Annotated in this window: 27 protein-coding genes and 1 riboswitch; of the genes, 23 read left to right on the top strand and 4 right to left on the bottom strand. The window is 71.7% G+C overall.

Translation table 11 applies throughout. The features are described from left to right. Positions 1-77 precede the first annotated feature (77 nt). The gene (locus tag O7616_RS21045) at positions 78-959 is read right to left on the bottom strand and encodes a universal stress protein (protein WP_282303558.1); all 882 of its coding nucleotides are present in this window, start codon (positions 957-959) and stop codon (positions 78-80) included. Between the two features lie 116 nt (positions 960-1,075). Here O7616_RS21045 and O7616_RS21040 point away from each other — a divergent pair, with 116 nt between their 5' ends. The 15 genes from O7616_RS21040 to O7616_RS20970 all read left to right on the top strand — a co-directional run bounded on the left by O7616_RS21040 (position 1,076) and on the right by O7616_RS20970 (position 12,685). After that, on the top strand, positions 1,076-1,822 hold the full coding sequence (locus O7616_RS21040; RefSeq protein ID WP_282303557.1) for an SAM-dependent methyltransferase: 747 nt from the start codon (positions 1,076-1,078) through the stop codon (positions 1,820-1,822). 71 nt (positions 1,823-1,893) lie between these two features. Beyond that, on the top strand, positions 1,894-3,066 hold the full coding sequence (locus O7616_RS21035; RefSeq protein ID WP_282303556.1) for a PP2C family protein-serine/threonine phosphatase: 1,173 nt from the start codon (positions 1,894-1,896) through the stop codon (positions 3,064-3,066). A 53-nt stretch (positions 3,067-3,119) separates the two neighbouring features. Continuing rightward, positions 3,120-3,584 (top strand): MarR family transcriptional regulator, encoded by a 465-nt coding sequence (locus O7616_RS21030; RefSeq protein WP_282303555.1) that lies wholly within the window; start codon positions 3,120-3,122, stop codon positions 3,582-3,584. A 292-nt stretch (positions 3,585-3,876) separates the two neighbouring features. Next, the gene (locus O7616_RS21025; protein ID WP_282303554.1) at positions 3,877-4,509 is read left to right on the top strand and encodes a CDP-alcohol phosphatidyltransferase family protein; all 633 of its coding nucleotides are present in this window, start codon (positions 3,877-3,879) and stop codon (positions 4,507-4,509) included. Beyond that, positions 4,506-5,450, top strand: a complete 945-nt coding sequence (locus O7616_RS21020) for a DUF881 domain-containing protein (protein WP_282259441.1) — start codon at positions 4,506-4,508, stop codon at positions 5,448-5,450. Before O7616_RS21025 ends, O7616_RS21020 begins: the two co-directional genes overlap by 4 nt. Beyond that, complete coding sequence (locus tag O7616_RS21015) at positions 5,447-5,779, top strand: small basic family protein (protein ID WP_030327710.1); 333 nt, start codon at positions 5,447-5,449, stop codon at positions 5,777-5,779. Before O7616_RS21020 ends, O7616_RS21015 begins: the two co-directional genes overlap by 4 nt. A 10-nt stretch (positions 5,780-5,789) precedes the next feature. Continuing rightward, on the top strand, positions 5,790-6,794 hold the full coding sequence (locus O7616_RS21010; RefSeq protein WP_282303553.1) for a DUF881 domain-containing protein: 1,005 nt from the start codon (positions 5,790-5,792) through the stop codon (positions 6,792-6,794). Between the two features lie 60 nt (positions 6,795-6,854). Next, positions 6,855-7,235, top strand: coding sequence for a glycine cleavage system protein GcvH (gene gcvH / locus O7616_RS21005; RefSeq protein ID WP_282303552.1), 381 nt, complete (start codon positions 6,855-6,857; stop codon positions 7,233-7,235). Positions 7,236-7,450: 215 nt separating this feature from the next. Next, positions 7,451-7,903, top strand: coding sequence for an FHA domain-containing protein (locus O7616_RS21000; RefSeq protein ID WP_007071101.1), 453 nt, complete (start codon positions 7,451-7,453; stop codon positions 7,901-7,903). A 50-nt stretch (positions 7,904-7,953) separates the two neighbouring features. Beyond that, positions 7,954-8,652, top strand: a complete 699-nt coding sequence (locus tag O7616_RS20995) for a MerR family transcriptional regulator (RefSeq protein WP_282303551.1) — start codon at positions 7,954-7,956, stop codon at positions 8,650-8,652. A gap of 185 nt (positions 8,653-8,837) precedes the next feature. Next, positions 8,838-9,302: a bifunctional nuclease family protein gene (locus O7616_RS20990; protein ID WP_088989552.1), complete on the top strand. Its 465-nt coding sequence runs from the start codon at positions 8,838-8,840 to the stop codon at positions 9,300-9,302. Positions 9,303-9,494: 192 nt separating this feature from the next. Further along, positions 9,495-10,091, top strand: coding sequence for a MerR family transcriptional regulator (locus tag O7616_RS20985; protein ID WP_282259444.1), 597 nt, complete (start codon positions 9,495-9,497; stop codon positions 10,089-10,091). Positions 10,092-10,351: 260 nt separating this feature from the next. Continuing rightward, positions 10,352-10,750 (top strand): group 1 truncated hemoglobin, encoded by a 399-nt coding sequence (locus O7616_RS20980; RefSeq protein ID WP_282259445.1) that lies wholly within the window; start codon positions 10,352-10,354, stop codon positions 10,748-10,750. A 2-nt stretch (positions 10,751-10,752) separates the two neighbouring features. Further along, positions 10,753-11,934: a globin domain-containing protein gene (locus O7616_RS20975; protein WP_282259447.1), complete on the top strand. Its 1,182-nt coding sequence runs from the start codon at positions 10,753-10,755 to the stop codon at positions 11,932-11,934. 52 nt (positions 11,935-11,986) lie between these two features. Further along, positions 11,987-12,685, top strand: coding sequence for a cell division protein DivIVA (locus O7616_RS20970; protein ID WP_282259449.1), 699 nt, complete (start codon positions 11,987-11,989; stop codon positions 12,683-12,685). Between the two features lie 15 nt (positions 12,686-12,700). Here O7616_RS20970 and O7616_RS20965 read toward each other — a convergent pair whose 3' ends face one another. After that, positions 12,701-13,357 carry an NAD(P)H-binding protein gene (locus O7616_RS20965; RefSeq protein ID WP_282303550.1) on the bottom strand — a complete coding sequence of 219 codons (657 nt, stop codon included), beginning with the start codon at positions 13,355-13,357 and terminating at the stop codon, positions 12,701-12,703. A gap of 115 nt (positions 13,358-13,472) precedes the next feature. Between O7616_RS20965 and O7616_RS20960 the strand changes: the two genes are divergently transcribed. The 3 genes from O7616_RS20960 to gcvP all read left to right on the top strand — a co-directional run bounded on the left by O7616_RS20960 (position 13,473) and on the right by gcvP (position 18,601). After that, entirely contained in the window at positions 13,473-14,540 is a 1,068-nt protein-coding gene (locus O7616_RS20960; protein ID WP_282303549.1) for a MerR family transcriptional regulator, read from the top strand. A 138-nt stretch (positions 14,541-14,678) separates the two neighbouring features. Beyond that, positions 14,679-15,524: an NAD-dependent protein deacetylase gene (locus tag O7616_RS20955; RefSeq protein WP_282303548.1), complete on the top strand. Its 846-nt coding sequence runs from the start codon at positions 14,679-14,681 to the stop codon at positions 15,522-15,524. Between the two features lie 81 nt (positions 15,525-15,605). Beyond that, positions 15,606-15,704, top strand: a riboswitch (glycine riboswitch). A 74-nt stretch (positions 15,705-15,778) separates the two neighbouring features. Then, a complete protein-coding gene (gene gcvP / locus O7616_RS20950; RefSeq protein ID WP_282303547.1) occupies positions 15,779-18,601 on the top strand; it encodes an aminomethyl-transferring glycine dehydrogenase in 2,823 nt (940 codons plus the stop codon). A gap of 110 nt (positions 18,602-18,711) precedes the next feature. Here the strand turns inward: gcvP and O7616_RS20945 are convergent, their stop codons facing one another. Beyond that, positions 18,712-18,912 (bottom strand): DUF5999 family protein, encoded by a 201-nt coding sequence (locus O7616_RS20945; protein WP_007460326.1) that lies wholly within the window; start codon positions 18,910-18,912, stop codon positions 18,712-18,714. Positions 18,913-19,035: 123 nt separating this feature from the next. Here O7616_RS20945 and O7616_RS20940 point away from each other — a divergent pair, with 123 nt between their 5' ends. Together O7616_RS20940 and def are read left to right on the top strand one after the other, a co-directional pair. Continuing rightward, positions 19,036-20,370, top strand: coding sequence for a chorismate-binding protein (locus tag O7616_RS20940; protein ID WP_282303546.1), 1,335 nt, complete (start codon positions 19,036-19,038; stop codon positions 20,368-20,370). 31 nt (positions 20,371-20,401) lie between these two features. Then, positions 20,402-20,911: a peptide deformylase gene (gene def, locus O7616_RS20935; RefSeq protein WP_282303545.1), complete on the top strand. Its 510-nt coding sequence runs from the start codon at positions 20,402-20,404 to the stop codon at positions 20,909-20,911. Positions 20,912-21,028: 117 nt separating this feature from the next. Here def and O7616_RS20930 read toward each other — a convergent pair whose 3' ends face one another. Further along, complete coding sequence (locus tag O7616_RS20930; RefSeq protein ID WP_282259456.1) at positions 21,029-21,802, bottom strand: TSUP family transporter; 774 nt, start codon at positions 21,800-21,802, stop codon at positions 21,029-21,031. Between the two features lie 183 nt (positions 21,803-21,985). Between O7616_RS20930 and O7616_RS20925 the strand changes: the two genes are divergently transcribed. The 3 genes from O7616_RS20925 (at position 21,986) to O7616_RS20915 (ending at position 24,462) form a co-directional block, all read left to right on the top strand. Then, a complete protein-coding gene (locus O7616_RS20925) occupies positions 21,986-22,765 on the top strand; it encodes an endonuclease/exonuclease/phosphatase family protein (protein WP_282303544.1) in 780 nt (259 codons plus the stop codon). A 105-nt stretch (positions 22,766-22,870) separates the two neighbouring features. Continuing rightward, on the top strand, positions 22,871-23,671 hold the full coding sequence (locus O7616_RS20920) for an alpha/beta hydrolase (RefSeq protein WP_282303543.1): 801 nt from the start codon (positions 22,871-22,873) through the stop codon (positions 23,669-23,671). Next, complete coding sequence (locus O7616_RS20915; RefSeq protein ID WP_282303542.1) at positions 23,668-24,462, top strand: MBL fold metallo-hydrolase; 795 nt, start codon at positions 23,668-23,670, stop codon at positions 24,460-24,462. Before O7616_RS20920 ends, O7616_RS20915 begins: the two co-directional genes overlap by 4 nt. Positions 24,463-24,472: the final 10 nt, after the last annotated feature.

Below are 24,472 nucleotides of genomic sequence, written 5' to 3'. Positions count from 1 at the left end.
GGGCCAACCCCGTGCCGGCGCGGCCCGCGGACCAGACGGCCGCCGCGCTGGTGCGGCCCGCGAACCACAGGGCCGCCTTAGTGCGGCCCGCGGACCACCGCGACCGGGCACTGCGCGTGGTGCAGCAACGACTGGCTCACCGACCCCAGCAGCAACCCGGACACCTCTCCGCGCCCCTGCCCACCCACCACCACCAGTTGGGCGGAGCGGGACTCGTCGGCGAGCACGCTGCCCGCGCGTCCGCGCACGGCCCGGCAGGTGAGTCGTACCGTCGGGTGGCGCTCGGTCAGGCCGGTCAGCCACCCGGCGAGCATCCGCTCCTGCTCGGCGTGCAGCTTCGCGTCGTCGTACACCAGGGGTTGCATGTCGCCGGGGCCGCTGCTGCCGGGGTGCCGGTAGGCGTGCACCGCGACCAGTGGCACACCCCGGGACACGGCGGTCTCGGCGGCGAAGTCGACGGCGACGCGGGCGGCCTCCGACCCGTCCACCGCGGCCAGCACCGGCTCGTCGGGTCGTTGCGCGCCGCGGGCCACCAGCACCGGGCAGTCGGCGTACGCGGCCACCTGCACCGCGACCGACCCGACCACCAGCGCGGAGAAGCCGCCCAGGCCACGGTCGCCGAGCACGATGAGCGCCGCGGTGGTGGACTCACGCACGAGTACGGCGGCTGCCTCGCCGTCGATGATCTCGCCGCTGATCGACAGCCCGGGTGCTGTCGCCTCGGCCTCGGACACTGCGGCCTTGACCAGTTCCTCGGCCCCGTGGCGGAGCCCACCGCCCGGTGGCGCACCGGGGGCGGGGGCGATCGGCACGTGCAGCAGCGGCCAGATGAAGCCGTGCACGACCCGCAGTGGTCGGTGCCGGCGCGCGGCTTCGGTGGCGGCGAGGCGGACGGCCCGCAGCGCCGGCTCCGAGCCGTCCACGCCGACCACCACCGCCGCGTTGTTCGCCGAGTTCACCGCCCACCTCCCGTCGCGGCCAGTATCGCGGGCCCGGACGCCTCCGCGTCGCGATACCGCCGAGCGCGTCGCTGTCGGTACGCTGGCGACGACCGGCCGGGGAGGGGGCGTCGTCGATGGGTGGACCAGATCAGCCGAGCACCGCGCGGATGATCGACTTTTGGCTCGGTGGGGAGCACCACTTCCCGGTCGACGTGGCCGCCGCGAGCGCGTTCGAGCAGGCGTACGGGCCGTGCGCACCGGTGTTCCGGGAGCTGCGGGCGTTCCTGGGCCGGGCGGTGCGGGCGATGGCCGGGCAGGGCGTGGACGGTTTCCTGGTGTTCGGCGCCGGGGTGCCCACGAGGGGCAACGTGCACGAGGTCGCCACCGACGCGACGGTGCTCTACACCGACGTCGACCCGGTCACCATCCGGCTGGGGCAGAGCATCCTCGCCGGCAGCGACCGGGCCGGCTACGGCTTCGGTGACGCGACCGACATCGGCACGATCGACCCGGCGCAGCTGCACCGCTTCGTGCCGGGCTGGGGGCGACGGCCGGTCGGGGTGGTCTTCCTCGGGCTCGCCGCGTTCCTCGACGACGACACGCTGACCCGCACGCTCGACGAGTTGTATGCCGCCGCGGCGCCGGGCAGTCTGCTCGCCGTGGACTTCGACACCGAGGAGTTGGCGGGTCACCCGCAGGCCCTGGCGATGATGGGGCCGCGGTTCCGGATGCGTCCGCCGGCGGCGTTCGCGCCCCTGCTGGGTCGTTGGGCGCCGACGGAGGACGGGATCGTCCCGGTCACCGACTGGCGACCGGAGGGTCCACCGCCGCGGGTGCCCGACGCGTTCCACGGCGCGCTGGCGACCCGGGGCGGCGACTGACCGCGCGGATTCGGCGTCCGGGGGCGTCCGTATGATGCTTGCCCTGTAGCAAGCTTCTCGAGAGGACGACCATGGTGGACGCGCCGGACGTGGTGTCGCGCGCGCTGCGCGACGCCCCGCCCGACCAACTGGCGGAGGCGGCGGACCGGGTGATCCGGTCGACGATGGGTGCGCTGCGCACCGACGTGTTCGTCGCCGACTACCGGATCAGCGGGCTGTGGCCGCTGCTGGATCCGGACCTGCCGGCGGCGGGTTTCCTGGCCTGTCACACCATGGCGCAGCGCTGTTTCAGCAGCCAGCAGCCGGTGCGCGACGGCGAGGGTCCGTGCCGCCTGTACCTGCCGTTGACGGTGTGGGGGGAGCGGCTGGGTGTGCTGCTGATCGAGCTTCCCGAGGTGCCCGGTCCGGCGGTCACCGGCCGCGCGACGGACGTCGCCGGCGCCCTGGCGGTCGCGATGCGGGCGGCGGACCGGGAGACCGACCGTTACCGGCGGGCACGCCGCCGGGAGCGGCTCACGATGGCCGCCGAGATGCAGTGGGACCTGCTGCCCGGTCGTAGCGTGGCGCATCGGGCGTTCGACCTGGCCGGTCAGCTCGAGCCGGCGTACACAGTGGGTGGTGACCACTTCGACTGGTCCCTGGACGGTGACCGTCTCACCCTGACGGTGCTCAACGGCGAGGGCAGTGGTCTGGCCGCGTCGATGCTGACGTCGGTCACGGTCAACGCGATGCGCAACGCGCGTCGGTCCGGCGGCGGCCTCGTGGAGCAGGCCGAGCTGGCCTCGGACACCGTCTTCTACCAGCACCGGGGCCAGCGGTACGTGGCCACCCTGCTGCTGGAGGTGGACACGCGCACCGGTCAGGTACGGGCGGTCGACGCCGGCTCCCCGCACCTGCTGCGGATGCGGGGGCCCGTGGTGGAGCAGATCAAGCTGGACCAGCAGCTGCCGCTGGGGATGTTCGCCGAGACCCGTTACGAGGTGCAGGAGTTGCACCTCGAACCGGGTGACCGCCTCTTCGTGGTCAGTGACGGGGTGTGGGCCGCCGAGCCGCCGGGGCGGGAGCCGTACGGGCAGCGCGTGATGGCGCGTTCCCTTCGCGCCACACGGTTGCAGCCGGCGGCCGAGGCGGTTGGTACGGTGATGCGCGAGCTGCACGCTTATCACGCGGAGTCTGATCTGCGCGACGACGCTGTCGTGGTCTGTCTGGACTGGCGCGGTCCGCGGGAGCGGGGCAGCGGGTGAGGGCCGCCGTTTCGCCGGGCGGCCAGCAGCGCGACGACGGCAGGGGACATCGGGTGGAGCGACCTGCGGATCTCGCCGCGGCGATCACCGCGGCTGCCGAGGCGTTGATCGCCGTCCTCGACTCGGCCGCGTCGCGCCACCAGTTGCCGCCGACCCAGTTGCGGGTGCTGACGCTGATCAGCAGCCGGCCGGAGACGAACGTCAACGGGTTGGCGGAGTTGCTGGACGTGGTGCCCTCGTCGGCGAGCCGTCTGTGTGACCGCCTGGAGGCGACCGGGCTGTTGCGCCGGGTGGCCGATCCCCGCGACCGGCGCGAGGTGCGGCTGGTGCCGACTCCGGCGGCGTTGACCCTGTTGGAGGAGTTGGCCGCGCGGCGGCAGCGTGCGGTGCAGGCGGTGTTGGACCGGATGCCGACGCGGACGCAGCACGATCTGCTGCTGGCGTTGGTCGGGTTCGCCCGCGCGGCGAAGCAGCCGGCACCCGAGCCGCAGGTCGACCCGGCGGTGCAGACGGCGTGAACACGGCCCGGCTTCCACTAGTGTCCTAGGACGCTCTACGCGTGGTGATCCAGGCCACAGTGCGGCAAAGCCGCACCGGACGGCACGCGGCGGCACCGGGAGCTCGGCGGAAGCCCGATATAGTGACAGCGCACGTACCGGCCCGCGATCTCGAGATCGCGGGCCGTGTCAGGGGAGGGGCCCCGCCCGGGGCCGCAGCAGGGGGAGCCGGCGGTGGCCGGCCCGACAACGCGTACGCCCCTCAGCCACGCCAGACGTCGGCCGGGGCCCCGCGTGCCGTGGAGGAGGATCGGTGTCGCGTCGGCCGGCTCGGGCAGAGCAACCGCCGGACACCGGTGACCAGACCCCCGGCAACCAGGTGCTCACCCTGCCCAACCTGATCAGCTTCGGGCGGCTGCTGGGTGTCCCGCTGTTCCTCTACCTGTTCCTGGTCACCCGGGCCGACGTCGCGGCGATCGTCGTGCTCGCCATCGGCGGCACCACCGACTGGGTCGACGGTTGGATCGCCCGCCGCCTGCACCAGGTGAGCCGCCTCGGTGAGTTGCTCGACCCCCTCGCCGACCGGCTCTACATCCTCGCCACCCTGATCGCCTTCACCGCCCGCGAGATCGTGCCGTGGCAGTTCACCGCGGCCCTACTGGCCCGCGAGCTGCTCCTGCTCGGTTCGCTGGCGGTGCTGCGTCGCTACGGCTACGGGCCGCCGCCGGTGCACTACGTGGGCAAGACCGCCACGTTCCTGCTGCTCGCGGCGTTCCCGGTGCTGCTGTTGGCCACCGAGTGGAGCGCCGGGGCGACGGCGACGGCCGCGATCGGCTGGGGGCTGGCCTGGTGGGGGTTGGTGCTCTACTGGGTGGCCGGCGCGATGTACGTCGTCCAGGCGGCGCGGTTGGTGCGCGCGGCCCGCGGCCCGGGGGCGGCGGCGTGAGCGCGCCGCGGCTCGGGAAGCCCGGCCAGGACCGGGTGTACGCGCCGGACTTCCTCACCGAGCTGTTCCGCAACCCGCTTGATCCGGGGTACGCGGACGCGGCGGCTGCCCGTCGGCAGTCGGCGGCGTCCGGGCCGGTGCGGGGGTGGCGGGGCTGGTCGTCGCGGTCGGTCAGCCTGGTCGTGGTGGTGATGCTCGGTTTCCTGTTCGCTGTCGCGTACCGGCAGACGATGGAGGACGAGCCGGGGCGCAGCCAGGCCCGTTCCGGGCTGGTGACGCAGATCAAGGAGCGGGAGAGTCAGACCGACCGGTTGTCCACGCGGGCGGACCAGCTGCGCGAGGAGGTCAGCCGGCAGCGGGACGCGGCGTTGAGCGGTTCGGCGGCGGCGCGGTTGCGCAACCTGGAGGCGAGCACGGGGCTGGGTCGGGTGCGTGGTGACGGTGTGGTGGTGCGGTTGGCTGACGCGCCGGACAACGCGGACGCGGTGACCGGTGCTGGTGCCGGCCCGCCGCGGGTGCTCTACAGCGATCTGCAGGGGGTGGCCAACGCGTTGTGGAGTGCCGGCGCGGAGGCGATCGCCATCAACGGGCAGCGGTTGACGTCGACGTCGACGATCCGGTCGGCGGGTGAGGCGATGTTGGTGGATTTCCGGCCGGTGACCGGGCCGTACGAGGTGTCGGCGATCGGGCCGGGTTCGATGCGGCGCAAGTTCGAGGACAGTCGCAACGCGGCGCTGATGCGGGAGGTGTCGCAGAAGACCGGGTTGTCGTTCGGGGTGCGGGAGTCGGACGACCTCACCCTGCCGGCGGCTCCGGAGCCGCAGCTACGCTACGCCAAGCCGTCGGTCAGTCCGAGCCCTTCCGCGTCGGGTGTCCGGTCCGGCAGTCCCGGGTCGTCCGGTCCGACGACGACCGTTAGCCCCTCCGGAGGTGGCCGATGATCGCGGTGCTGGCGTTGCTCGCCGGGGTGGTGCTCGGTGTGTGGCTTGATCCCACGGTGCCGGCGGCGTTGCAGCCGTACCTGCCGATCGCGGTGGTGGCCGCGTTGGACGCGGTGTTCGGTGGGGTGCGGGCGAGGTTGGACCGCATCTTCGACGACAAGCAGTTCGTGGTGTCGTTCATCTCGAACGTGCTGGTCGCCGGTCTGATCGTGTATCTGGGTGACCAGTTGGGGGTGGGCGGGCAGTTGTCCACCGGTGTGGTCGTCGTGCTGGGTGTTCGTATCTTCGGCAACGTGGCGGCGATCCGCCGGCACCTGTTCCGGGCGTAGGTTGGTTGCGATGAGTGACGAGCAGACGGACACGGGCACGGGGTGGCCGCAGCCGGCGGGTCCGGCGCGGCCGGGTGGGCCGGCGGGTGAGCCGGATCCGCGGCCGGATGCGCCGGATCCGGACGAGTTGAGTCCGTTGGCGCCGCAGGAGGAGCCTGGCGAGCCGAAGCCGGCGTCGGGTGACGAGGCTGTGGTGGAGCCGGTCGACGACGGCGCGACGGTGGACCTGAGCGCGATGCCGCGGTCGGGGGAGCCGGTGTCGGGTTCGGACGGGTCGGCGGAGCCGGTGGGGGAGTCCGCGCCGGTGGTGGCCGGCCGGTCCCGGTTGACCACGGCCGGGGTGATGATCGTCGCGTTGCTGGTGTTGTTGGGTTTCACGTTGGTCGTGCAGTTGAAGACGACGTCGACGGACCCGACGTTGGGGGCGACGCGGCAGGAGGACCTGGTCCGGATTCTGTCGGATCTGGATGCGCGGGAGAACCGTCTTCAGCAGGACATCCGCGCTCTGGAGGACAGTCAGCGGCAGTTGCGGTCGGGTGAGCAGGGTCGTCAGGCGGCGTTGGACGAGGCGACGCGGCGGGCGGACGAGTTGGGGATCCTGGCAGGGACGTTGCCGGCGGTGGGTCCGGGCCTGACGGTGCAGTTCGATTCGGGTGTCAAGCCGATCACGGCGAACCGGGTGTTGGACGCGGTGCAGGAGTTGCGGGGCGCGGGCGCGGAGGCGATGCAGATCGCGGGTGGTGACCGGGCGACGGTGCGGATCATCGCGTCGACGTACTTCCTCGATGGGGACAACGGGTCGTTGGTGGTGGAGGGGCGTCGGTTGACGGGCCCGTACACGATCACGGTGATCGGTGATCCGGCGACGATGCGTACGGCGTTGAACATTCCTGGTGGGGTGGTGGCGTCGGTCCGGGGTGGCGGCGGTAACGTGACGTTTGGGGAGCGTGAGGTTGCCGAGGTTTCGGCGCTGCACGTGCCGATCAAGTTGGAACACGCCCGTCCGGTCTCCTGACCGGCGCGGCCGCGCCGGACCCGGGTGGTCCGGGGCACCGATGGATGAAGGACGCGTCTGGTGATTCCTGAGGATCTGCGATACACCGCCGAGCATGAGTGGGTGGCGGGTGACGGCACGGGTGTGATCCGGGTCGGCATCACGCACTTCGCGCAGGACGCGTTGGGTGACATCGTGTACGTGCAGTTGCCCGAGGCGGGTGCGGTGGTCGCGGCCGGTGACTCGTTGGGTGAGATCGAGTCGACCAAGAGTGTGTCGGAGATCTACGCGCCGGTCGCGGGTACGGTCGCGGCCCGTAACGAGGCGTTGGGTGACACGCCTGAGCTGATCAACACTGATCCGTATGGTGCGGGTTGGTTGGTGGAGATCACGCCGAATGATCCGACGGCGACGGATGGGTTGCTGACGGCGGCCGCGTATCAGAAGATCACCGAAGGCTGAGTGAGCTTGTTCCGGCGCGTGGGCTGTCTGCGCGCGTCCGGTTGCCCTGCATTTCGGCGCTGGCTAGGCTCGCCCAGTCGACCGAGAACCCAAATAGTTGAGCGTTGCGGAATTGCCTTCCCGGGCACGGGGAGCCAGCCGCCGGGTGTTCACGTGCCCGGCGGCCAGACCCGCCATTACCCGACGCCGACCGAACAGATCCGTGAGGTGGTCCCATGACGCGGCCAGACGACGAGTTCCCCCCGCTCGACGTCACTTCGACGCTCAATCTCGGTTCGCTCGACGAAGTGCTGGAGGGGCCGGACACCGATGTGGTGCCGAGCCGGATGTCCGGTTCGCTGCCGCCAGGTATGGCGCTGCTGGTGGTTCGTCGAGGCCCGAATGCGGGTGCCCGGTTCTTGTTGGACCACGATGTGACGACCAGTGGCCGGCATCCGGACAGTGACATCTTCCTCGATGACGTGACGGTGTCGCGTCGGCACGCGGAGTTCCACCGTGACGGTGGGACGTTCACGGTGCGGGACGTGGGTAGCCTGAATGGCACGTACGTGAATCGTGAGCGTGTCGAGGCGGCCACGTTGAGCAATGGTGACGAGGTTCAGATCGGTAAGTTCCGGGTGGTGTTCATCGCCGGTCCGCGCCCGGAGGAGGAGGCCGGCCGGGGGTGAACGAGCCTGCGGCCTCCACGTCACCCGGTGCGGCCCGGTCTCAGCCGCTGATGAGCATCGGTGAGGTGCTCGGGCAGTTGCGGGTGGATTTCCCGGACACCACGATTTCGAAGTTGCGGTTCCTCGAGGCCGAAGGGCTGGTCGAGCCGCAGCGGACGGCGGCGGGTTACCGGAAGTACAGCTGGGACGATGTGGCGCGGTTGCGGTTCGTGTTGACCGCGCAGCGGGACCGGTATCTGCCGTTGCGGGTGATCCGTGAGCAGTTGGCGCAGTGGGATTCGTCCGGTAAGCAGCCGGAGAGGTCGCGGCCCGCGTTGGTGGCTGTCGGTCCCGATGGCGAGGTGCCGGGTCGTGAGTCGGAGCCGGCCGAGTCGTCGCAGGTGCGGCTCGGCCGGGCGGATCTCGTGGCGCGCAGTGGGATCGACGAGTCGACGTTGGTGGAGTTGGAGCGGCTCGGTGTGTTGGTGTCGGATCCGCCGGGTTGGTATGACGCGGATGCGTTGATCATCGCGTCGGCGGTGGCGGGTTTGGCGTCGTACGGGTTGGAGCCGCGGCACCTGCGGGGTTATCGGACGGCGGCGGACCGTGAGGTTGGTCTGTTCGCACAGTTGGTGGCGCCGTTGGTGCGGCAGAGTGATCCGGCGGCGCGGGCGCGGGCGGCGGAGACGGCGCGGGAGTTGGTGGCGTTGTCGGAGCAGTTGCACGCGGCGTTGGTGCGGGTGGGTCTGCGGTCGACGTTGGGTCGTTGACGGTGTCCGGTGGGTGGTGGCTGAGCGGAAAGATCTCTGCCGGGAAGCGTGCCGTAGGCTTGCCGGGGTAACCCCTTTCCGGCGCGGGCGTGGTGCTGTAGCGCATGGGACGGCCGTGTCGCGGTCCGTGTACCGTGCAGGGAAGGGCGCGGTGCGGCGTAGGTGACAACGACACGGAGGCGGCGGTGCGCGAGCTGAGCGTGGTCGGAGTTCGGGTGGAGCTGCCTAGCAACCAGCCGATCGTCCTGCTCAGGGAGGTCGAGGGGGACCGCTATCTGCCGATCTGGATCGGTGCGGTCGAGGCGACGGCTATCGCTTACGAGCAGCAGGGGGTCAAGCCGGCCCGGCCGTTGACTCACGATCTTCTGCGGGATGTGTTGGCGGCGTTGAAGGCGCCCTTGCAGGCGGTGGAGATCACCGAGCTCAAGGAGAACGTGTTCTACGCGGATCTGTTGATCGGTGACGGGGTGCGGGTGTCGGCGCGGCCGAGCGATTCGATCGCGTTGGCGTTGCGTGTCGGTGCGCCGATTCGTTGTTCGGAGCAGGTCCTCAGCGAGGCGGGGATCGTTATCCCTGACGAGCAGGAGGACGAGGTGGAGAAGTTCCGCGAGTTCCTGGACCAGGTGCGTCCGGAGGATTTCGCGGGCTGAGGTGGGCTTCGCGTCCGGGGTGTCACGGTCGGTGACGCCCCGATGGTGCGGTTGGTGATCTTCTCGGTGGCTGCGCGGCGTGTCGCGTCGGTTCCTCCGTGGTAACCCCTGAAGGTGGCTATAGGGTTGCCGTGTCGAGGGGTGCGCGTCCCGGAAACGACGCGTCGCCGCACTGACGGGGAGGTTGTCCGGATGCACGAGCCGCAGGATTCCGATCCGGGTCGAGAGTGGGATGGGCCGGGTGCCTCGTCGCCGCAGGCGGCGGTCGAGGGTGAGGGTTCGGTTGGCTACCGGGGTGTGACGGCCTGCCACGCGGTGGGCATCAGTTACCGGCAGTTGGATTACTGGGCGCGGACGACGCTTGTGGTGCCGAGCGTTCGTGACGCCTCGGGTTCGGGGACGCAGCGGTTGTATTCGTTCCGGGACCTGGTGGTGTTGAAGGTCGTGAAGCGGTTGTTGGATGCGGGGGTGTCCCTGCAGAACATCCGTAAGGCGATCGAGGCGTTGCGGTCGCGTGGTGTGGAGGATCTGGCGGGGATCACGCTGATCTCTGATGGGACGACCGTGTATGAGTGCCGGTCTCCGGAGGAGGTGGTCGACCTGTTGCAGGGGGGCCAGGGCGTTTTCGGGATCGCGATCGGTGGGGCTTTCAAGGAGATCCAGGGGTCGTTGTCGCATCTGCCGGCGGAGCCGGCGGCGAGTGGCCCGGTGGAGCCGGCGGTGGCGTCCGATTCGGATCCGGTGGGTGACGAGTTGGCGGCCCGGCGGGCGCGTCGGCGGGCTGGCTGAGCGTTCCCATTTCCCGGTCTTTTTCCGGTTGGTTTTCTCGCGACCCTCGGTGACGGTGGCAGGGGTCGGTGGGTGTGTGCGGTCCATTGTGGATACGGTGTGTGTCGTCGTGGTGGCCGATTGTGGATTTACCTGCGGGTAGTGGTGACGGAGCGTGTCAGCGCTCTGTCGGGAATCCGATACGGGGGCGCTGACCGGAGGCGTTTGACACGCTATGGTCCCTGACGGTTCTGGACCCTTCACCCCCCGGAGGAACGACCGTGACGGTTACGGAAGAGACTGCTCCCGCTTCGCACTACGACCGCATTGGTGGTGCCAGTTCGGTCAAGGCGGCGGTCGAGCTGTTCTACGACAAGGTGCTCGTGGACCCGGAGTTGGCTGGTTACTTCGCCGATGTGGACATGGTGGGTCAGCGGCGGCATCTGACGTTGATGTTGACCACGGTGTTGGGTGGTCCCAACGAGTACGCGGGTCGTGGGTTGGCCGAGGCGCACCAGCCGTTGAACATTCCGGTGGAGCACTACGCGAAGGTGGGTGAGCACCTGACGGTGACGCTGACCGAGCTGGGTGTGCCGGCGGACATCCTGGCTGATGTGCAGACGGTGCTGGGGCAGGTGCAGGACCAGGTGGTGGCCCGCGAAAACCGGTCGGGCGCCTGAGCGTGGACGCGGCCCGACTCAAGCAGAGCTGGTCGCTGGTCGCCGCGCACGGTGATCAGGTGCCGCTCTACTTCTACTCCACGTTGTTCCTGGCGCATCCCGAGACGCGGCAGATGTTCCCCACGAACATGGCCGGGCAGCGGGACCGGCTGGTGACCGCGTTGGGTCACATCGTGTCCAACGTGGACCAGGTCGAGCACCTGGTGGGTTTCCTGCAGGATCTCGGCGCCGATCACCGCAAGTTCGCGGTCCGCGCGGAGCACTACCCGGCTGTCGGTGAGGCGCTGGTGGCGACGTTGCAGCATTTCCTCGCCGAGCAGTGGACCGACGAGTTGGCGGCGGACTGGACGGCCGCGTACGGGTTGGTCGCGCAGGTGATGACGGAGGCCGCGCAGGCCGCCGAGGCGGTGAATCCGCCGTGGTGGGTGGCGGAGATCGTGGCGCATGAGCGGCGGGCGTTCGACGTGGCGGTGTTGACGGTGCGCCCGCAGTATCTGTTGCCGTTCACCCCCGGCCAGTCGGTGGGGGTGTCGCACCCGTCGGTGCGGTCGTGGCGGTACTACTCACCGGCGAACGCGCCGCGTGCGGACGGCACGTTGGAGTTGCACGTGCGGGCCGCGCCGGGTGGCGCGGTGTCGTCGCGGTTGGTGTACGGGTCGGCGGTGGGTGATCGGATCCACCTGGCGGCGCCGGTGGGGGACCGGCTGTCGTTGTGGTCGGCGGGTTCGAGTGACCTGCTGCTGTTGGTGTCGGGCACGGGGTGGGCGCCGGTGAAGGCGTTGGTGGAGCAGGTGGCGGCGGAGGGTTCCCGCCGTCGGGTGGACCTGTACGTGGGGGCTCGTTCGCGTAGTGAGCTCTACGACAGTGAGGCGATCGACAAGTTGGCGGCGTCGCACCCGTGGTTGACGGTGACGTACGTGGTGGGTGCCGACGTGCACCGGCCGGGGGAGTTCGTGCAGGCGGTGGATCGGGCGTTGGCCGACGGTGACTGGCGTTCCCGGCACGTGTTCGTGTGTGGGTCGGACGAGATGGTTTCGCACGCGGTGCAGACGTTGGTCCAGGCGGGTTTCCACCCGGGTCAGGTACATCACGAGGGCCTGGGTTCGCAGTGGTACGGCTCGGCCTGGCGGACGGCGGTGCAGGAGACGACCGCCGGTGACACTTCGGGAGGTGGGCTCAGGTGAGCGCGCGGAGTGAGCTTGCGGGTCCCGTAGTCGCGGACGGAGGCGGGAACAGGTGAGCGCGACCCCGATCAGCCGGTATGACGGTGTGCAGATTTCCGGCGGTGTGCAGGTGCGGATGACCGCCGATCGGGTCCGGCGGTGGGAGTTCGGGTCGGCGTCGTTCGCCCGGCGTGGGTACGACAACGCGGACGTGGACCGGTTCCGGATGCAGGTGGCCGACGAGCTGGACCTGTTGGCGACGCAGATCGCGACGTTGCGGGCGGAGAACGAGCGGCTCAACGACCGGGTGGAGCTGCACCGGCACGGGGTGATTCCGAGTACGGGGGCGGCGGCGAAGGTCCCGGCGGCGCGGGAGGTGAACCTGCTGTCCGCGGCGCAGCGTGAGGCGGAGCAGATCATCGCGCAGGCGCACGACTACGCGCGTCGGGTCGCCGAGTACGCCCGGGTGCAGTACGAGAGCTACATGCATGCCGCGGAGGCGGAGGCGAAGCAGGAGGCGGAGCGGGCGGTGGCGGAGTACCGCAGCGCCGCGGGGCCGAGCTTCGACGACACGGTGGCGACCCGGGAGGCGTTGCGGATCTTCGGCGAGATGATGGTGTCGCACATGCAGGCGGCGGCGCGGCATCTCGACGACGGCAGTGAGCATCTGGCGCGCACGATGGACCGGATCGCGGCGGAGACGCCGGGGGCACCGTTCGCCGCCGGTGCGACGGCGGGCCGGTCGGCGTTGCCTCGACACCAGCAGCGCTGACCGCGCGGGGCCCACTCAGGTGGTGGCGGCGCGGACGGCGTCGGCGATCGGGGTGGGCCCGGCGACGACTTCCAGGGTCGTGCCGGTGGTGCGTGGTTCGTCGAGGAGCGCGGCGAGGACGTGGGCGACATCGGCGCGGCTGATCGCGCCGCGTCCGGCGTGCCGGGTGAGGGTGACGGCGGCGGTGGGCGGGTCGTCGGTGAGGCGGCCGGGTCGCAGCACCGTCCAGTCCAGGTCGCGGTCGCGGAGGTCGTCCTCGGCGGCGCGTTTGGCGCGCAGGTACGCCGCCCACACGTCGTCGGTGCCGGCTGCTGGTGGGTCGTCCACGCCCATCGAGGAGACGAGCAGGTAGCGGCGGACACCGGCGCGGGTGGCGGCGTCGGCGAGGAGCGCGGCGGCGGCCCGGTCGACGGTGTCCTTGCGGGCGGCGCCGCTGCCGGGGCCGGCGCCCGCGGCGAAGATCACCGCGTCGGCGTCGGTGAGGTGTTCGGCGAGTGCGGTGACCGTGGTGTGTTCCAGGTCGCAGACGACGGGTGTGGCGCCGGCGGCGCGTACCGTCTCGGTCTGCGCGGGGTTGCGGATCAGCCCGACCGGGGTGTCGCCGCGTTCGGCGAGGCGACGGTGCAGCAGCAGGGCGATCTTGCCGTGGCCTCCGGCGATGACGACACGCATGCGTTCAACCTACCGGCGGTGTGGGAGCCGCCGCAGTGGGCTTGACCTTGACCTTCGGGGAAGGCTCAACCTGGGGTGTGCCGGTCACCGTGGCCGGTGCGAGGAGGTTGTCGACGTGGGGCTCATGACCATCGGGGCGTTCGCGCAGGCGGCGGGTCTGACGCCGAAGGCGTTGCGCCTGTACGACCAGGTGGGGCTTGTGCCGCCGGCCGCTGTCGACGCGGAGTCCGGGTATCGGCTCTACGACCCGGCGCAGGTGCCGTCGGCCCGGTTGGTCGCGCGGCTGCGGGGCATCGGTATGCCGTTGGCGACGATCCGTGTCGTGTGTGGGTTGGATCCGGCGGCGGCGGCCGAGGCGGTCACCGCGTACTGGCGGCGGGTCACCGCTGACACGGCGGCGCGCGCCCGGCTCGCGACCCTCCTCGTGGACCACCTGTCCGAGGGGGGTACCACCATGTCCGATCCGAGTACGGCGGTCGTCGTCCGCTACGCCGCCTGTTGTGACACGGGGTTGGTGCGCGACAGCAACGAGGACGCCGTGTATGCCGGTGACCGGTTGTGGGCCGTCGCCGACGGCATCCGGGGGCCGCGCGGTGCTGCCGCCAGCGCCGCCGCGATCGAGGCGCTCACCCCGTTGGCGCTGGTGGATTCACCGGCCGTGGACCTGGTGGCGATTCTCGCCGCCGCGGTCGCCGACGCCGACCGGAGTGTGCGCGGGTTGGCGACCGGCGACGACCAGCCGGGCACCACGTTGACCGTGATGCTGCGCAGCGGTTCCCAGTTGGCCCTCGCGCACGTCGGTGACACCCGGGCGTATCTGCTGCGCGATGGTGAGTTGTCGCTGCTCACGCAGGATCACACCTGGGTGCGGGCGCAGGTGGATCAGGGGCGGCTCGACAGTGCCGAGGCCGCGGTGCATCCGCAGCGGGCGTTGTTGGTCCGCGCCCTCGGCGCCGGGGCGCAGGTCGAGGTTGACCTGGCGCTGCGGACCGCGCGGCCGGGTGACCGGTACCTGCTGTGCTCGGACGGGTTGTCCGCGGTCGTCGACCGGGAGGCGGTGCGGTCGGCGTTGGCCGCGCCCACCGACCCGGAGCAGACGGTGCGGGCGTTGGTCGAGTCGGCGCGGGCGCAGGGGGCGCCGGACAACATCGCCTGCGTCGTCGCCGACGTCGTCGCCGGGTAGGCGGCGCGGTTGCTTCCCGCCGCCGGGCCCGTGCGGGTTCGGCCGACGTCGTCGCCGGGTTGACGGCGCGGCACGTCCACCGCCGGACCTCTGCGGGGTTCGGCGGTGGGTGGCGGGTTGAGGCAGCATGGAGGGGTGATGGAGAGTCTCGACGCGTTGACCTCGCTGGTGGCCGGGGGTGGGGTGGTGGTGCTCAGCGGTGCGGGCCTGTCCACCGAGTCGGGCATCCCGGACTACCGGGGCCCGAGTGGGGTGGCGCGGCGGCACACGCCGATGACGTACCAGGCGTTCACCCGGGATCCGGTGGCCCGGCGGCGGTACTGGGCGCGTAGCCACCTGGGGTGGCGGTTGATCGCCGGCGCGGCGCCGAACGACGGGCACCGGGCGGTGGCCGGGTTGCAGCGGGCCGGTCTGGTCGACACGGTGATCACCCAGAACGTCGACGGTCTGCACGGTGCGGCGGGCAGCACGTCGGTGATCGAGTTGCATGGCCGCCTGGACGAGGTGACGTGCCTGGACTGCGGCAACCTGACCTCCCGGGAGGAGTTGGACCGCCGGTTGCGCGAGGCGAACCCGGATTTCACGGCCCGGGTCGCCGCGGTCAACCCGGACGGTGATGTGGATCTCCCCGATGAGCAGGTGGCGGCGTTCCGGACGGTGGACTGCGGGATCTGCGGCACCGGCATGTTGAAGCCGGACGTGGTGTTCTTCGGCGAGACGGTGCCGGCGCAGCGGGTGGCGCGGTGCTTCGCGGCCGTGGAGCAGGCCCGGTCGTTGCTGGTGCTGGGGTCGTCGTTGACGGTGATGTCCGGGCGGCGTTTCGTGATTCGGGCGGCGAAACAGGGCATCCCGGTGGCGATCGTCAACCAGGGGCCGACCCGTGGTGACGGGCACGCCCGGGTGTGCGTCGACGCGCCGCTGGGTGCGGTGTTGCCGGAGTTGGCCGCGCGGGTCAGCGGCAGCGCGGCGACCGTCGGGGTGTGACCGGCGGCGGGGTGACCGGCACGGGCCGGGGGTAGGACATCTGGCGGTAACACCGGCGCTGGTAGCGTTGTCGGTGCCGGTAACACCCACGTGGGAGAGACCGCCCGACAGCACGCAGGGCGGCGCCGAAGGGGCAAATCCTCCCCGGAACCTCTCAGGCAAAAGGACCTCGTGGGCAGGCACTGTGGAGCGCCGCTCGTGGGTGTGACAGAGGGGGAGGCCGACACGTCGACCTCGCCCCGGGAGCGCCACCCATGACCGTAGAGCAGTTCGCCACCCGTCACATCGGTCCCGGCCCCGACGACGAGCGTCGGATGTTGGAGGTCGTCGGGCACGACTCGATCGACGAGCTGATGGACGCCGCGATCCCCGAGGTGATCCGCTGGCACGGCACCCTCGACCTGCCGGACCCGGCCACCGAGGCCGAGACGATCGCCGAGCTGCGGGCCCTGGCGGCCCGTAACACCGTCGCCGTCTCCATGATCGGCCTGGGGTACCACGGCACGCACACCCCGGCGGTGATCCGCCGCAACGTCCTCGAGGACCCGGCCTGGTACACGGCGTACACGCCGTACCAGCCGGAGATCAGCCAGGGCCGCCTGGAGGCGCTGCTGAACTTCCAGACGATGGTCACCGACCTGACCGGGTTGGCCACCGCGAACGCCTCCATGCTCGACGAGGGCACCGCGGCGGCGGAGGCGATGACTCTCGCGCGCCGCGCGTCCAAGAGCAAGAGCCCGGTGTACGTGGTCGACGCCGACGCCCTGCCGCAGACCATCGCGGTCATCACCAGCCGGGCGCAGCCGCTGGGCATCGATGTGCGGGTCCTCGACGTCGATGCCGACGAGTTGCCGGCGGAGTTCTTCGGTCTGCACCTGCAGTACCCGGGGGCGTCCGGGGCGGTCCGCGACCACGCGGGCCTGGTCGAGGCCGCGCACGCGGTGGGGGCGCTGGTCACCGTCGCCGCGGACCTGTTGGCGTTGACGCTGCTGCGGGCGCCGGGGCAGATCGGGGCGGACATCGCCGCCGGCACCACCCAGCGTTTCGGCGTACCCATGGGATTCGGTGGGCCGCACGCCGGTTACCTGGCGGTGCGCGCGGGCCTGGAGCGGATGCTGCCCGGGCGTCTGGTCGGGGTGTCGCGCGACGCGGACGGCAACCCGGCGTACCGGTTGGCGTTGCAGACCCGGGAGCAGCACATCCGGCGGGAGAAGGCGACCAGCAACATCTGCACCGCGCAGGTGCTCCTCGCGGTGATGGCCGGCATGTACGCCGTCTACCACGGCCCGGACGGGTTGCGGGACATCGCGTCGCGTACCCATGCGATGGCGGCGCGGCTCGCGGCCGGGCTGCGCGCCGGTGGCGTGGACGTCGCGGACGTCGCGTTCTTCGACACCGTCACCGCGCGGGTGCCGGGACGGGCGGCGGCTGTCGTCGCGGCCGCCGCGCAGCGGGGCGTGAACCTGCGGCTGGTCGACGCCGACCGGGTGGGTGTGTCCTGCGACGAGACGACCACCCTGGCGCACCTGGCCCTGGTGTGGGAGGCGTTCGGTGTGGCCGCGTTCGACGGCGACGTGGACGCCACCCTGCCGGTCGACCTGGCCCGCACCACCGAGTTCCTGACCCACCCGGTGTTCCGCAGCCACCACTCGGAGACGGCGATGCTGCGCTACCTGCGGCGGCTGTCGGACTTCGACTACGCCCTGGACCGGGGCATGATCCCGCTCGGGTCCTGCACGATGAAGCTGAACGCGACCACCGAGATGGAGCCGGTCTCCTGGGCGGAGTTCGCGCACATCCACCCGTTCGCGCCGGACGACCAGACCGTCGGGTACCGGGAGATGATCGGCCAGTTGGAGTCGTGGCTGGCCGAGGTGACCGGCTACGACGCGGTCAGCGTGCAGCCCAACGCGGGTTCGCAGGGTGAGCTGGCCGGGCTGCTGGCGATCCGCTCCTACCACGCGTCGCGGGGCGACACGCACCGCGACGTGTGCCTGATCCCGTCGTCGGCGCACGGCACGAACGCGGCGTCGGCGGTGATGGCCGGCATGCGGGTCGTCGTGGTGGCCTGCGACGACGACGGCAACGTCGACCTGGTCGACCTGGACGCGAAGATCGACAAGCACCGGGACGCGCTCGCCGCGATCATGGTGACGTACCCGTCGACGCACGGCGTGTACGAGACGGGCATCGCGTCGCTGTGCGCGAAGGTCCACGACGCCGGCGGTCAGGTGTACGTCGACGGGGCGAACCTCAACGCCCTGGTCGGCTTCGCGAAGCCGGGTAAGTTCGGGGCGGACGTGTCGCACCTGAACCTGCACAAGACGTTCTGCATCCCGCACGGCGGCGGTGGGCCCGGCGTCGGGCCGGTGGCGGTACGCGCGCACCTGGCGCCGTTCCTGCCCGGTGACCCGTTGGGCGCGCACGCGGACGCGACGCCGGCGATCTCGGCGGCGAAGTACGGGTCGGCGGGGATCCTGCCGATCCCGTGGGCGTACCTGCGGATGATGGGCGCCGAGGGCCTGACCCGGGCGACCGGTGTGGCGGTCCTCGCGGCGAACTACGTGGCGGCGCGTCTGCGGGGGCACTTCCCGGTGCTGTACGCCGGCAACAAGGGCCTGGTGGCGCACGAGTGCATCCTCGACCTGCGGCCGCTGACGAAGGCCACCGGGGTGACGGTGGACGACGTGGCGAAGCGGCTGATCGACTACGGCTTCCACGCGCCGACGATGTCGTTCCCCGTCGCGGGGACGCTGATGGTGGAGCCGACCGAGAGCGAGGACCTGGCCGAGCTGGACCGGTTCTGCGACGCGATGATCGCGATCCGCGCGGAGATCGAGCAGGTCGCCTCGGGGCAGTGGCCGGCGGGGGACAACCCCCTGGCGAACGCGCCGCACACCGCGGCGATGGTCAGCGGTGACGAGTGGCCGCACGCGTACCCGCGGTCGGTGGGCGCGTACCCGGCCGGGGTGGACCGGGCCGGGAAGTACTGGCCGCCGGTGCGGCGCATCGACGGCGCGTACGGCGACCGGAACCTGGTCTGCTCGTGCCCGTCGCCGGAGGCGTTCGAGGACTGAGTTGGGCGACGGGCGTGCCGGGGCGGGCGGTTGCGAGCCGCCCCGGCAGCCGCTGCGACCCGGGGAACGACCGGGCCGATCGCGGCTATTCGGTGACGCTGAGTGGTCGGTCAGGCCACGAGGGCGTGGCGGGCGGGGCCGCGGTGCGGTGCGATGCTGCTGCCGTCGGGGAGCAGCTCGCCAGTGTCCTCGAAGACGATGACACCATTGCAGAGCAGGCTCCAGCCCTGCTCACGGAAGCAGGCGAGGACTCGCGCGGCTTCCCGGTCGGTGGCTTCAGCGGAGGGGCAGGTCGGTTGGTGCTGGCACATCGGGTTCTCCGGACTGTGGGGGCACTGTGTCATGGTTCACATGACCAGTGACGCACAGTACCAAGCGAAAGTGTCCGGCATCGAGCAGGTGTCCGTCTGTCGCGCCGGAAATCCACTGAACGGATGAGGAAGGTCGAACCGTACGGCGTGGAAACGCTCCCACAGGTATCCGTCGCGCGCCGCGACCCGGCCGGCTCCGTCGCGCGCCGCGATCCGGCCGGCTCCGTCGCGCACCGCGACCCGGCCGGCTCCGTCGCGCACCGCGACCCGGCTGTCTCGGCCGCGCACCGCGACCCGGCGGCGTTCGTCGATGTCCCGGCGGGCCCGGCCGCGTGCCGAGGCGCGCTCACCGAACGTGCCCGCCTGCAGTGGCGCCTCGGCGACGGAGGCGACCCCGCGGCTTTGGCCGAGGAGTTCCTCGCCGCGCACGGCCTGCCCCTGCACGACCTGACCCGCCCGGCCACCGCGCACCACCACGGCAGCGGGGTCTGCGGGGCGACGCTCTACCTGTCCGCCGCCGCCGGCGCGCACCTGGCCGGTGCGCCCAGCACGGCACCCGAACCCGCGCCGACGCTGCCCGACCTCGCCGTCGTCGTCTACGAGCACCGCCCGCCGACGGCCAACCCGCTCGGCCCGCCCGCGTCGACGTGGTGGCTCGGCGAGTGGGCCGAGAGCTGGACGCCCCGGCAGCACGCCGACGCGGTCACGCGCGTGCGCGCCGCCATCGGTCGTGGCGACGTCTACCAGACCAATGTCGTCGGGCACGCCGCCGCCCCCTACATCGGTGACCCGCTGCCCGCGCTGCGCCGCCTCGGCGGATTGCCCGGCGCCCGCTACGGCGGTGTGCTCACCGGCGACGGCTGGGCCATCGGCTGCGCCTCCCCGGAGACCCTCATCGAGGTCACCGACGGGTACCTCATCACCCGACCGATCAAGGGCACCCGCCCGGCCACCGCCGCCGGCCGCGCCGAACTCCTCGCCAGCGCGAAGGAACGCGCCGAACACGTCATGATCGTCGACCTGGAACGCAACGACCTCGCCCGCATCGCCCGCACCGGCACCGTCACCGTCGACGACCTGTTCACCGTCCGCCGCTGGTGCGACCTGTGGCAGGCCGAGTCGACGGTACGGGCCGTCGCCGCCGACGGCCTCGGCCTCGCCGACCTGCTGCGCGCCACCTGCCCCGGCGGGTCCGTCACCGGCGCCCCGAAACTCGCCGCCCTGACCCAGATCAACGCCCTCGAACCGGTCGGCCGGGGTGCCAGCATGGGCGCGCTGGGCTGGGTCGCCCGCGGCCGCGTGGACCTCGGCCTGACCATCCGCACCGCCGCCGCCGACGGTCGCCACCTGCACACCTGGGCCGGCGGCGGCATCACCTGGGACAGCGACCCGGCCGCCGAGGTCGCCGAGGCCGCGGCGAAGGTCGCGCCGATCCGCGCCACCCTGGCCGGACGCTGACTCCGCCGCCGACGGCGATAAGCTGCCGGTCATGACCATGCGGCCCATCCGGATCATCGGCGACCCCGTCCTGCGTACCGAATGCGAGCCGGTCACCACCTTCGACGCCGAGCTGCGGTCCCTCGTCACCGACCTGATGGACACCCTGCTCGGCGAGCCCGGCCGCGCCGGTGTCGCCGCACCGCAGATCGGCGTCAGCGCCCAGGTGTTCGTCTACGACGCCGACGGGCACCGCGGGCACCTGATCAACCCCACCCTCGAACTGTCCGACGAACTCCAGGACGACGAGGAGGGCTGCCTGTCCATCCCCGGGCTGTACTTCCCGACCGTGCGGGCCCTGCACGCCACCGCATACGGCGTCGACCAGAACGGCGAACCGTTGACCATCTCCGGCAGCGGCTTCCTCGCCCGCGCCCTGCAACACGAGACCGACCACCTGCGCGGCACCCTCTACGTCGACACGCTGCGCGGTGACATCCGCCGCCGGGCCCTGCGCGAGATCCGCGCCGGTCGCTTCGACTCACCCAGCCGCCGCCGCTGATCCGCCTGCGCTGATCCGACTGGCACGCCTGCCGGGCGGTCCCGTCAGTCGCTGTCGGCGGCGCCGGGCGGCCCCGGCCGGCGCGGCGACGACCGGCGGCAGCGGGTCAGCGCACCGTCACCGGGCCACCCACTGGTCGTGGCCGAGCTTCGCCACCAACGCCAGCACCACCACCAGCAGCACCACCCGCACGAACCCCGACCCCCGGCGCAACGCCATCCGCGCACCCAGCACCGCACCGGCGATGTTGCACACCGCCATCCCCGCGCCCAGCAGCCACCACACGTGCCCGGTCACCCCGAACACCACCAACGCACCCAGGTTCGTGCCCGCGTTGACGACCTTCGCCATCGCCGAACCGTGCACGAAGTCCGCGCCGACGACAGTCGTGAACGCCAACACCAGGAACGTGCCGGTGCCCGGACCGATCATCCCGTCGTACAGGGCGATACCCACCCCGGCCAGCGCGACCACCACACCCACCCGCACCGGAGTCCGCTTCGCCGGCACCGCCACCACGCCCATCCGGGGACGCACCAGCACGAACACCGCCACCGCCACCAGCACCACCAACACCACCGGCCGGTACGCCGACGCCGGCACCGCCCCGGCCAACGCCGCGCCCACACCCGCGCTGAGCACCGCCAACCCGGCCGCCGGCCCCGCCACCCGCCAATCCACCTTCGTCCGCCGGGCGTACGTCGCCGCCGCCGTGGACGTACCGAAGATCGCCGCCAACTTGTTCGTGCCCAACGCGGTGGCCACCGGCAACCCGGGGGCGGCCACCAACAACGCCGGCAACAGCAGCAACCCACCACCGCCGACGACGGCATCGACCCATCCCGCCATCGCGGCGGCGGCCAGCAGAGTACTCAGCGTCACGGCGTCCACGGGTCGCAATTCTCGCCACCCGACGCGCCCGACCGGCCCCCCGAGTGGGAGAACTCACCGCTCAGCGACCCCGCATACGCCGCAACCACACCCCCAACGCACCCACCGCCACGAACACCACCATCGAACACAGCAACACCTTCACCACCCGGCAACCATCCCACGGGCACGTAAGGTGCAGGAGTGCGCCTGGCCACCTTCAACCTGCTGCACGGACGATCCCTCACCGACGGGCTCGTCGACCCCGACCGACTCGCCGCCGCCGTCGGCGCCCTCGACGCCGACGTGCTCGCCCTGCAGGAGGTCGACCGCGACCAACACCGCAGCGGCAACCTCGACCTCACCGCCATCGCCGCCCGCTCCCTCGACGCACCACACCACCGCTTCGCCGCCGCCGTCGTCGGCACCCCCGGCGAACACTTCCGCCCCCTCCGCCACGACGACGACGGACACGGCGAACCCTGCTACGGCATCGGGCTGGTCAGCCGACACCCCGTCCGCAGCTGGCACGTCACCCGACTCAAGCCCGCCCCCGTCCGCTCACCGGTCTACGTACCCGGCCCCCGCGGCGGCCTGATCCTGCTGCACGACGAACCCCGCGTCGTCCTCGCCGCCGTCCTGGACACCCCACACGGCCCGCTCACCGTCGCCGCGACCCACCTGTCCTTCGTGCCCGGCTGGAACGCCCGCCAACTCCGCCAGACGATCCGCGCCCTGCGCGCGTTGCCCGCCCCCCGCGTCCTGCTCGGCGACCTCAACCTGCCCGCCGGCGCGGCCCGACTCGTCTCCGGCTGGCACCCGCTGGGCCGCCGCCCCACCTACCCCGCCGGGCAACCCCGCGTCCAACTCGACCACGTCCTCGCCGACCGGCACGCCCTCCAGCAGCTCCCACCGGTACGCGCCGTCACCGCCCCGCCGTCCACCATCTCCGACCACCGCCCCCTGCTGGTCGACCTCGGCTGACGAACGTCACGGAAAGCCCGGCATCGCGAGTCACGAATGTCTAGGGTGGGCTCACCGACACCACCGTCGTCACGCCGTCGCCACCCCCGACACCACGGAGCTGACATGAGCGGCACGCCGGACACCATCGTCCTCATCCACGGATTCTGGGTCACCCCGCGCAGCTGGGAGGAGTGGGCCACCCACTACCAGGCCAAGGGCTTCCGGGTGCTCACCCCCGCGTACCCCGGGCTGGAAGTCGAGGTCGAAGCGATCAATGCCGATCCCAGCCCTCTGGAGACGCTGACCGCCCCGCAGATCATCGACCACCTGTCCGCGGTGGTCGAAGCGCTGCCCACACCACCCATCCTCATGGGCCACTCCGCCGGCGGGGCGTTCACCCAGGTGCTGCTCGACCGGGGGTACGGCGCCAGCGCCGTCGCCCTCAACTCGGCGCCCACCGAAGGCGTCAAGAACATCCCCTTCTCCCAGTTGCGCTCCACCTTCCCGGTGCTGAAGAACCCCGCCAACCGGCACCGGGCCGTCGGGTTCACCTTCGAACAGTGGAACTACGCGTTCACCAACACCTTCGACGAACCCACCGCCCGCGCCCTGTACCAGCGCTACGCCATCCCCGCCGCCGGCGGCATCCTCTGGGACAGCGTCCTGGCCAACCTGCTACCCGGCCCCCAGGACATCGCCGTCGACTACCACAACGACGACCGCGCGCCGCTGCTGTTCATCTCCGGCTCCGAAGACCACATCATGCCGCCCAGCGTGCAACGCTCCAACGCCGCGCACTACAAGGGCGACACCGTCACCGAGGTCAAGCTCTACCACGGGTACGCCCACCTGCTGACCGCCCAGCAGGGCTGGCAGCAGATCGCCGACGACGCCCTCGACTGGGCCCTGCGGCACGCCCGGTGAGCGCCGCCCCGCCCCTGCGGATCACCCACATCGGCGGCCCCACCACCCTCATCGAGGTCGGCGGGTGGCGACTGCTCACCGACCCCACCTTCGACCCACCCGGCGCGCGCTACACGTTCGGCTGGGGCACCTCGTCGCGCAAGCTCACCGGCCCGGCCGTCCCCGCCGCCGACCTCGGCGAGATCCACGCCGTGCTGCTCAGCCACGACCACCACGGCGACAACCTCGACCACACCGGCCGTACCCTGCTGACCACCGCGGACACCGTCCTCACCACCACGTCCGGGGCCCACCGGCTCGGTAACCACACCCACGGCCTACGCCCCGGGCAGACCACCCGACTCACCCACCCCGAACGGCCGACGATCGAGGTGACCGCCACCCCGTGCCGGCACGGCCCACCACTGAGCCGCCCCCTCGTCGGCGACGTCATCGGCTTCACCCTGCGCTGGAACGGGCAACACCACGGCGCGCTCTGGATCACCGGCGACACCGTCCCGACCCGCCGCGTACGCGCCGCCGCCACCGACATCGGCACCATGCTCCTGCACCTGGGCGGCGTACGGTTCCCCATCACCGGACCACTGCGCTACTCGATGACCGCCCGCCAGGCCGCACGCCTCTGCGCCACGCTGCGACCCCACACCGCGATCCCCGTGCACTACGAAGGCTGGCGACACTTCCAGGAACCGCGCCACGCCATCGAACGGGCCTTCCACGACGCGCCGCCCGCCGTCCGCGACAGCATCCGCTGGCTCACCCCGGGCCGACCCACCACCGTCACCGCCTGACGACGCGGGG

It is taken from the genome of Micromonospora sp. WMMD964 (genome assembly GCF_029581455.1).
GTDB lineage: Bacteria > Actinomycetota > Actinomycetes > Mycobacteriales > Micromonosporaceae > Micromonospora.
The sequence above is the reverse complement of the archived record's forward strand: the minus strand, read 5'-3'. Positions and strand labels throughout refer to the sequence as shown.

What these genes read in the sequence shown, in the direction of transcription:
- O7616_RS20955 (WP_282303548.1), top strand. Translation starts at nt 14,679, where the DNA reads ATGGAGAGTCTCGACGCGTTGACCTCGCTGGTGGCCGGGGGTGGGGTG.
- O7616_RS20945 (WP_007460326.1), bottom strand. Translation starts at nt 18,912, where the DNA reads ATGTGCCAGCACCAACCGACCTGCCCCTCCGCTGAAGCCACCGACCGG.
- def (WP_282303545.1), top strand. Translation starts at nt 20,402, where the DNA reads ATGACCATGCGGCCCATCCGGATCATCGGCGACCCCGTCCTGCGTACC.
- O7616_RS21035 (WP_282303556.1), top strand. Translation starts at nt 1,894, where the DNA reads ATGGTGGACGCGCCGGACGTGGTGTCGCGCGCGCTGCGCGACGCCCCG.
- O7616_RS21015 (WP_030327710.1), top strand. Translation starts at nt 5,447, where the DNA reads ATGATCGCGGTGCTGGCGTTGCTCGCCGGGGTGGTGCTCGGTGTGTGG.
- O7616_RS21040 (WP_282303557.1), top strand. Translation starts at nt 1,076, where the DNA reads ATGGGTGGACCAGATCAGCCGAGCACCGCGCGGATGATCGACTTTTGG.
- O7616_RS20920 (WP_282303543.1), top strand. Translation starts at nt 22,871, where the DNA reads ATGAGCGGCACGCCGGACACCATCGTCCTCATCCACGGATTCTGGGTC.
- O7616_RS21010 (WP_282303553.1), top strand. Translation starts at nt 5,790, where the DNA reads ATGAGTGACGAGCAGACGGACACGGGCACGGGGTGGCCGCAGCCGGCG.
- O7616_RS21000 (WP_007071101.1), top strand. Translation starts at nt 7,451, where the DNA reads ATGACGCGGCCAGACGACGAGTTCCCCCCGCTCGACGTCACTTCGACG.
- O7616_RS20995 (WP_282303551.1), top strand. Translation starts at nt 7,954, where the DNA reads ATGAGCATCGGTGAGGTGCTCGGGCAGTTGCGGGTGGATTTCCCGGAC.
- O7616_RS20965 (WP_282303550.1), bottom strand. Translation starts at nt 13,357, where the DNA reads ATGCGTGTCGTCATCGCCGGAGGCCACGGCAAGATCGCCCTGCTGCTG.
- gcvP (WP_282303547.1), top strand. Translation starts at nt 15,779, where the DNA reads ATGACCGTAGAGCAGTTCGCCACCCGTCACATCGGTCCCGGCCCCGAC.
- O7616_RS20940 (WP_282303546.1), top strand. Translation starts at nt 19,036, where the DNA reads ATGAGGAAGGTCGAACCGTACGGCGTGGAAACGCTCCCACAGGTATCC.
- O7616_RS20985 (WP_282259444.1), top strand. Translation starts at nt 9,495, where the DNA reads ATGCACGAGCCGCAGGATTCCGATCCGGGTCGAGAGTGGGATGGGCCG.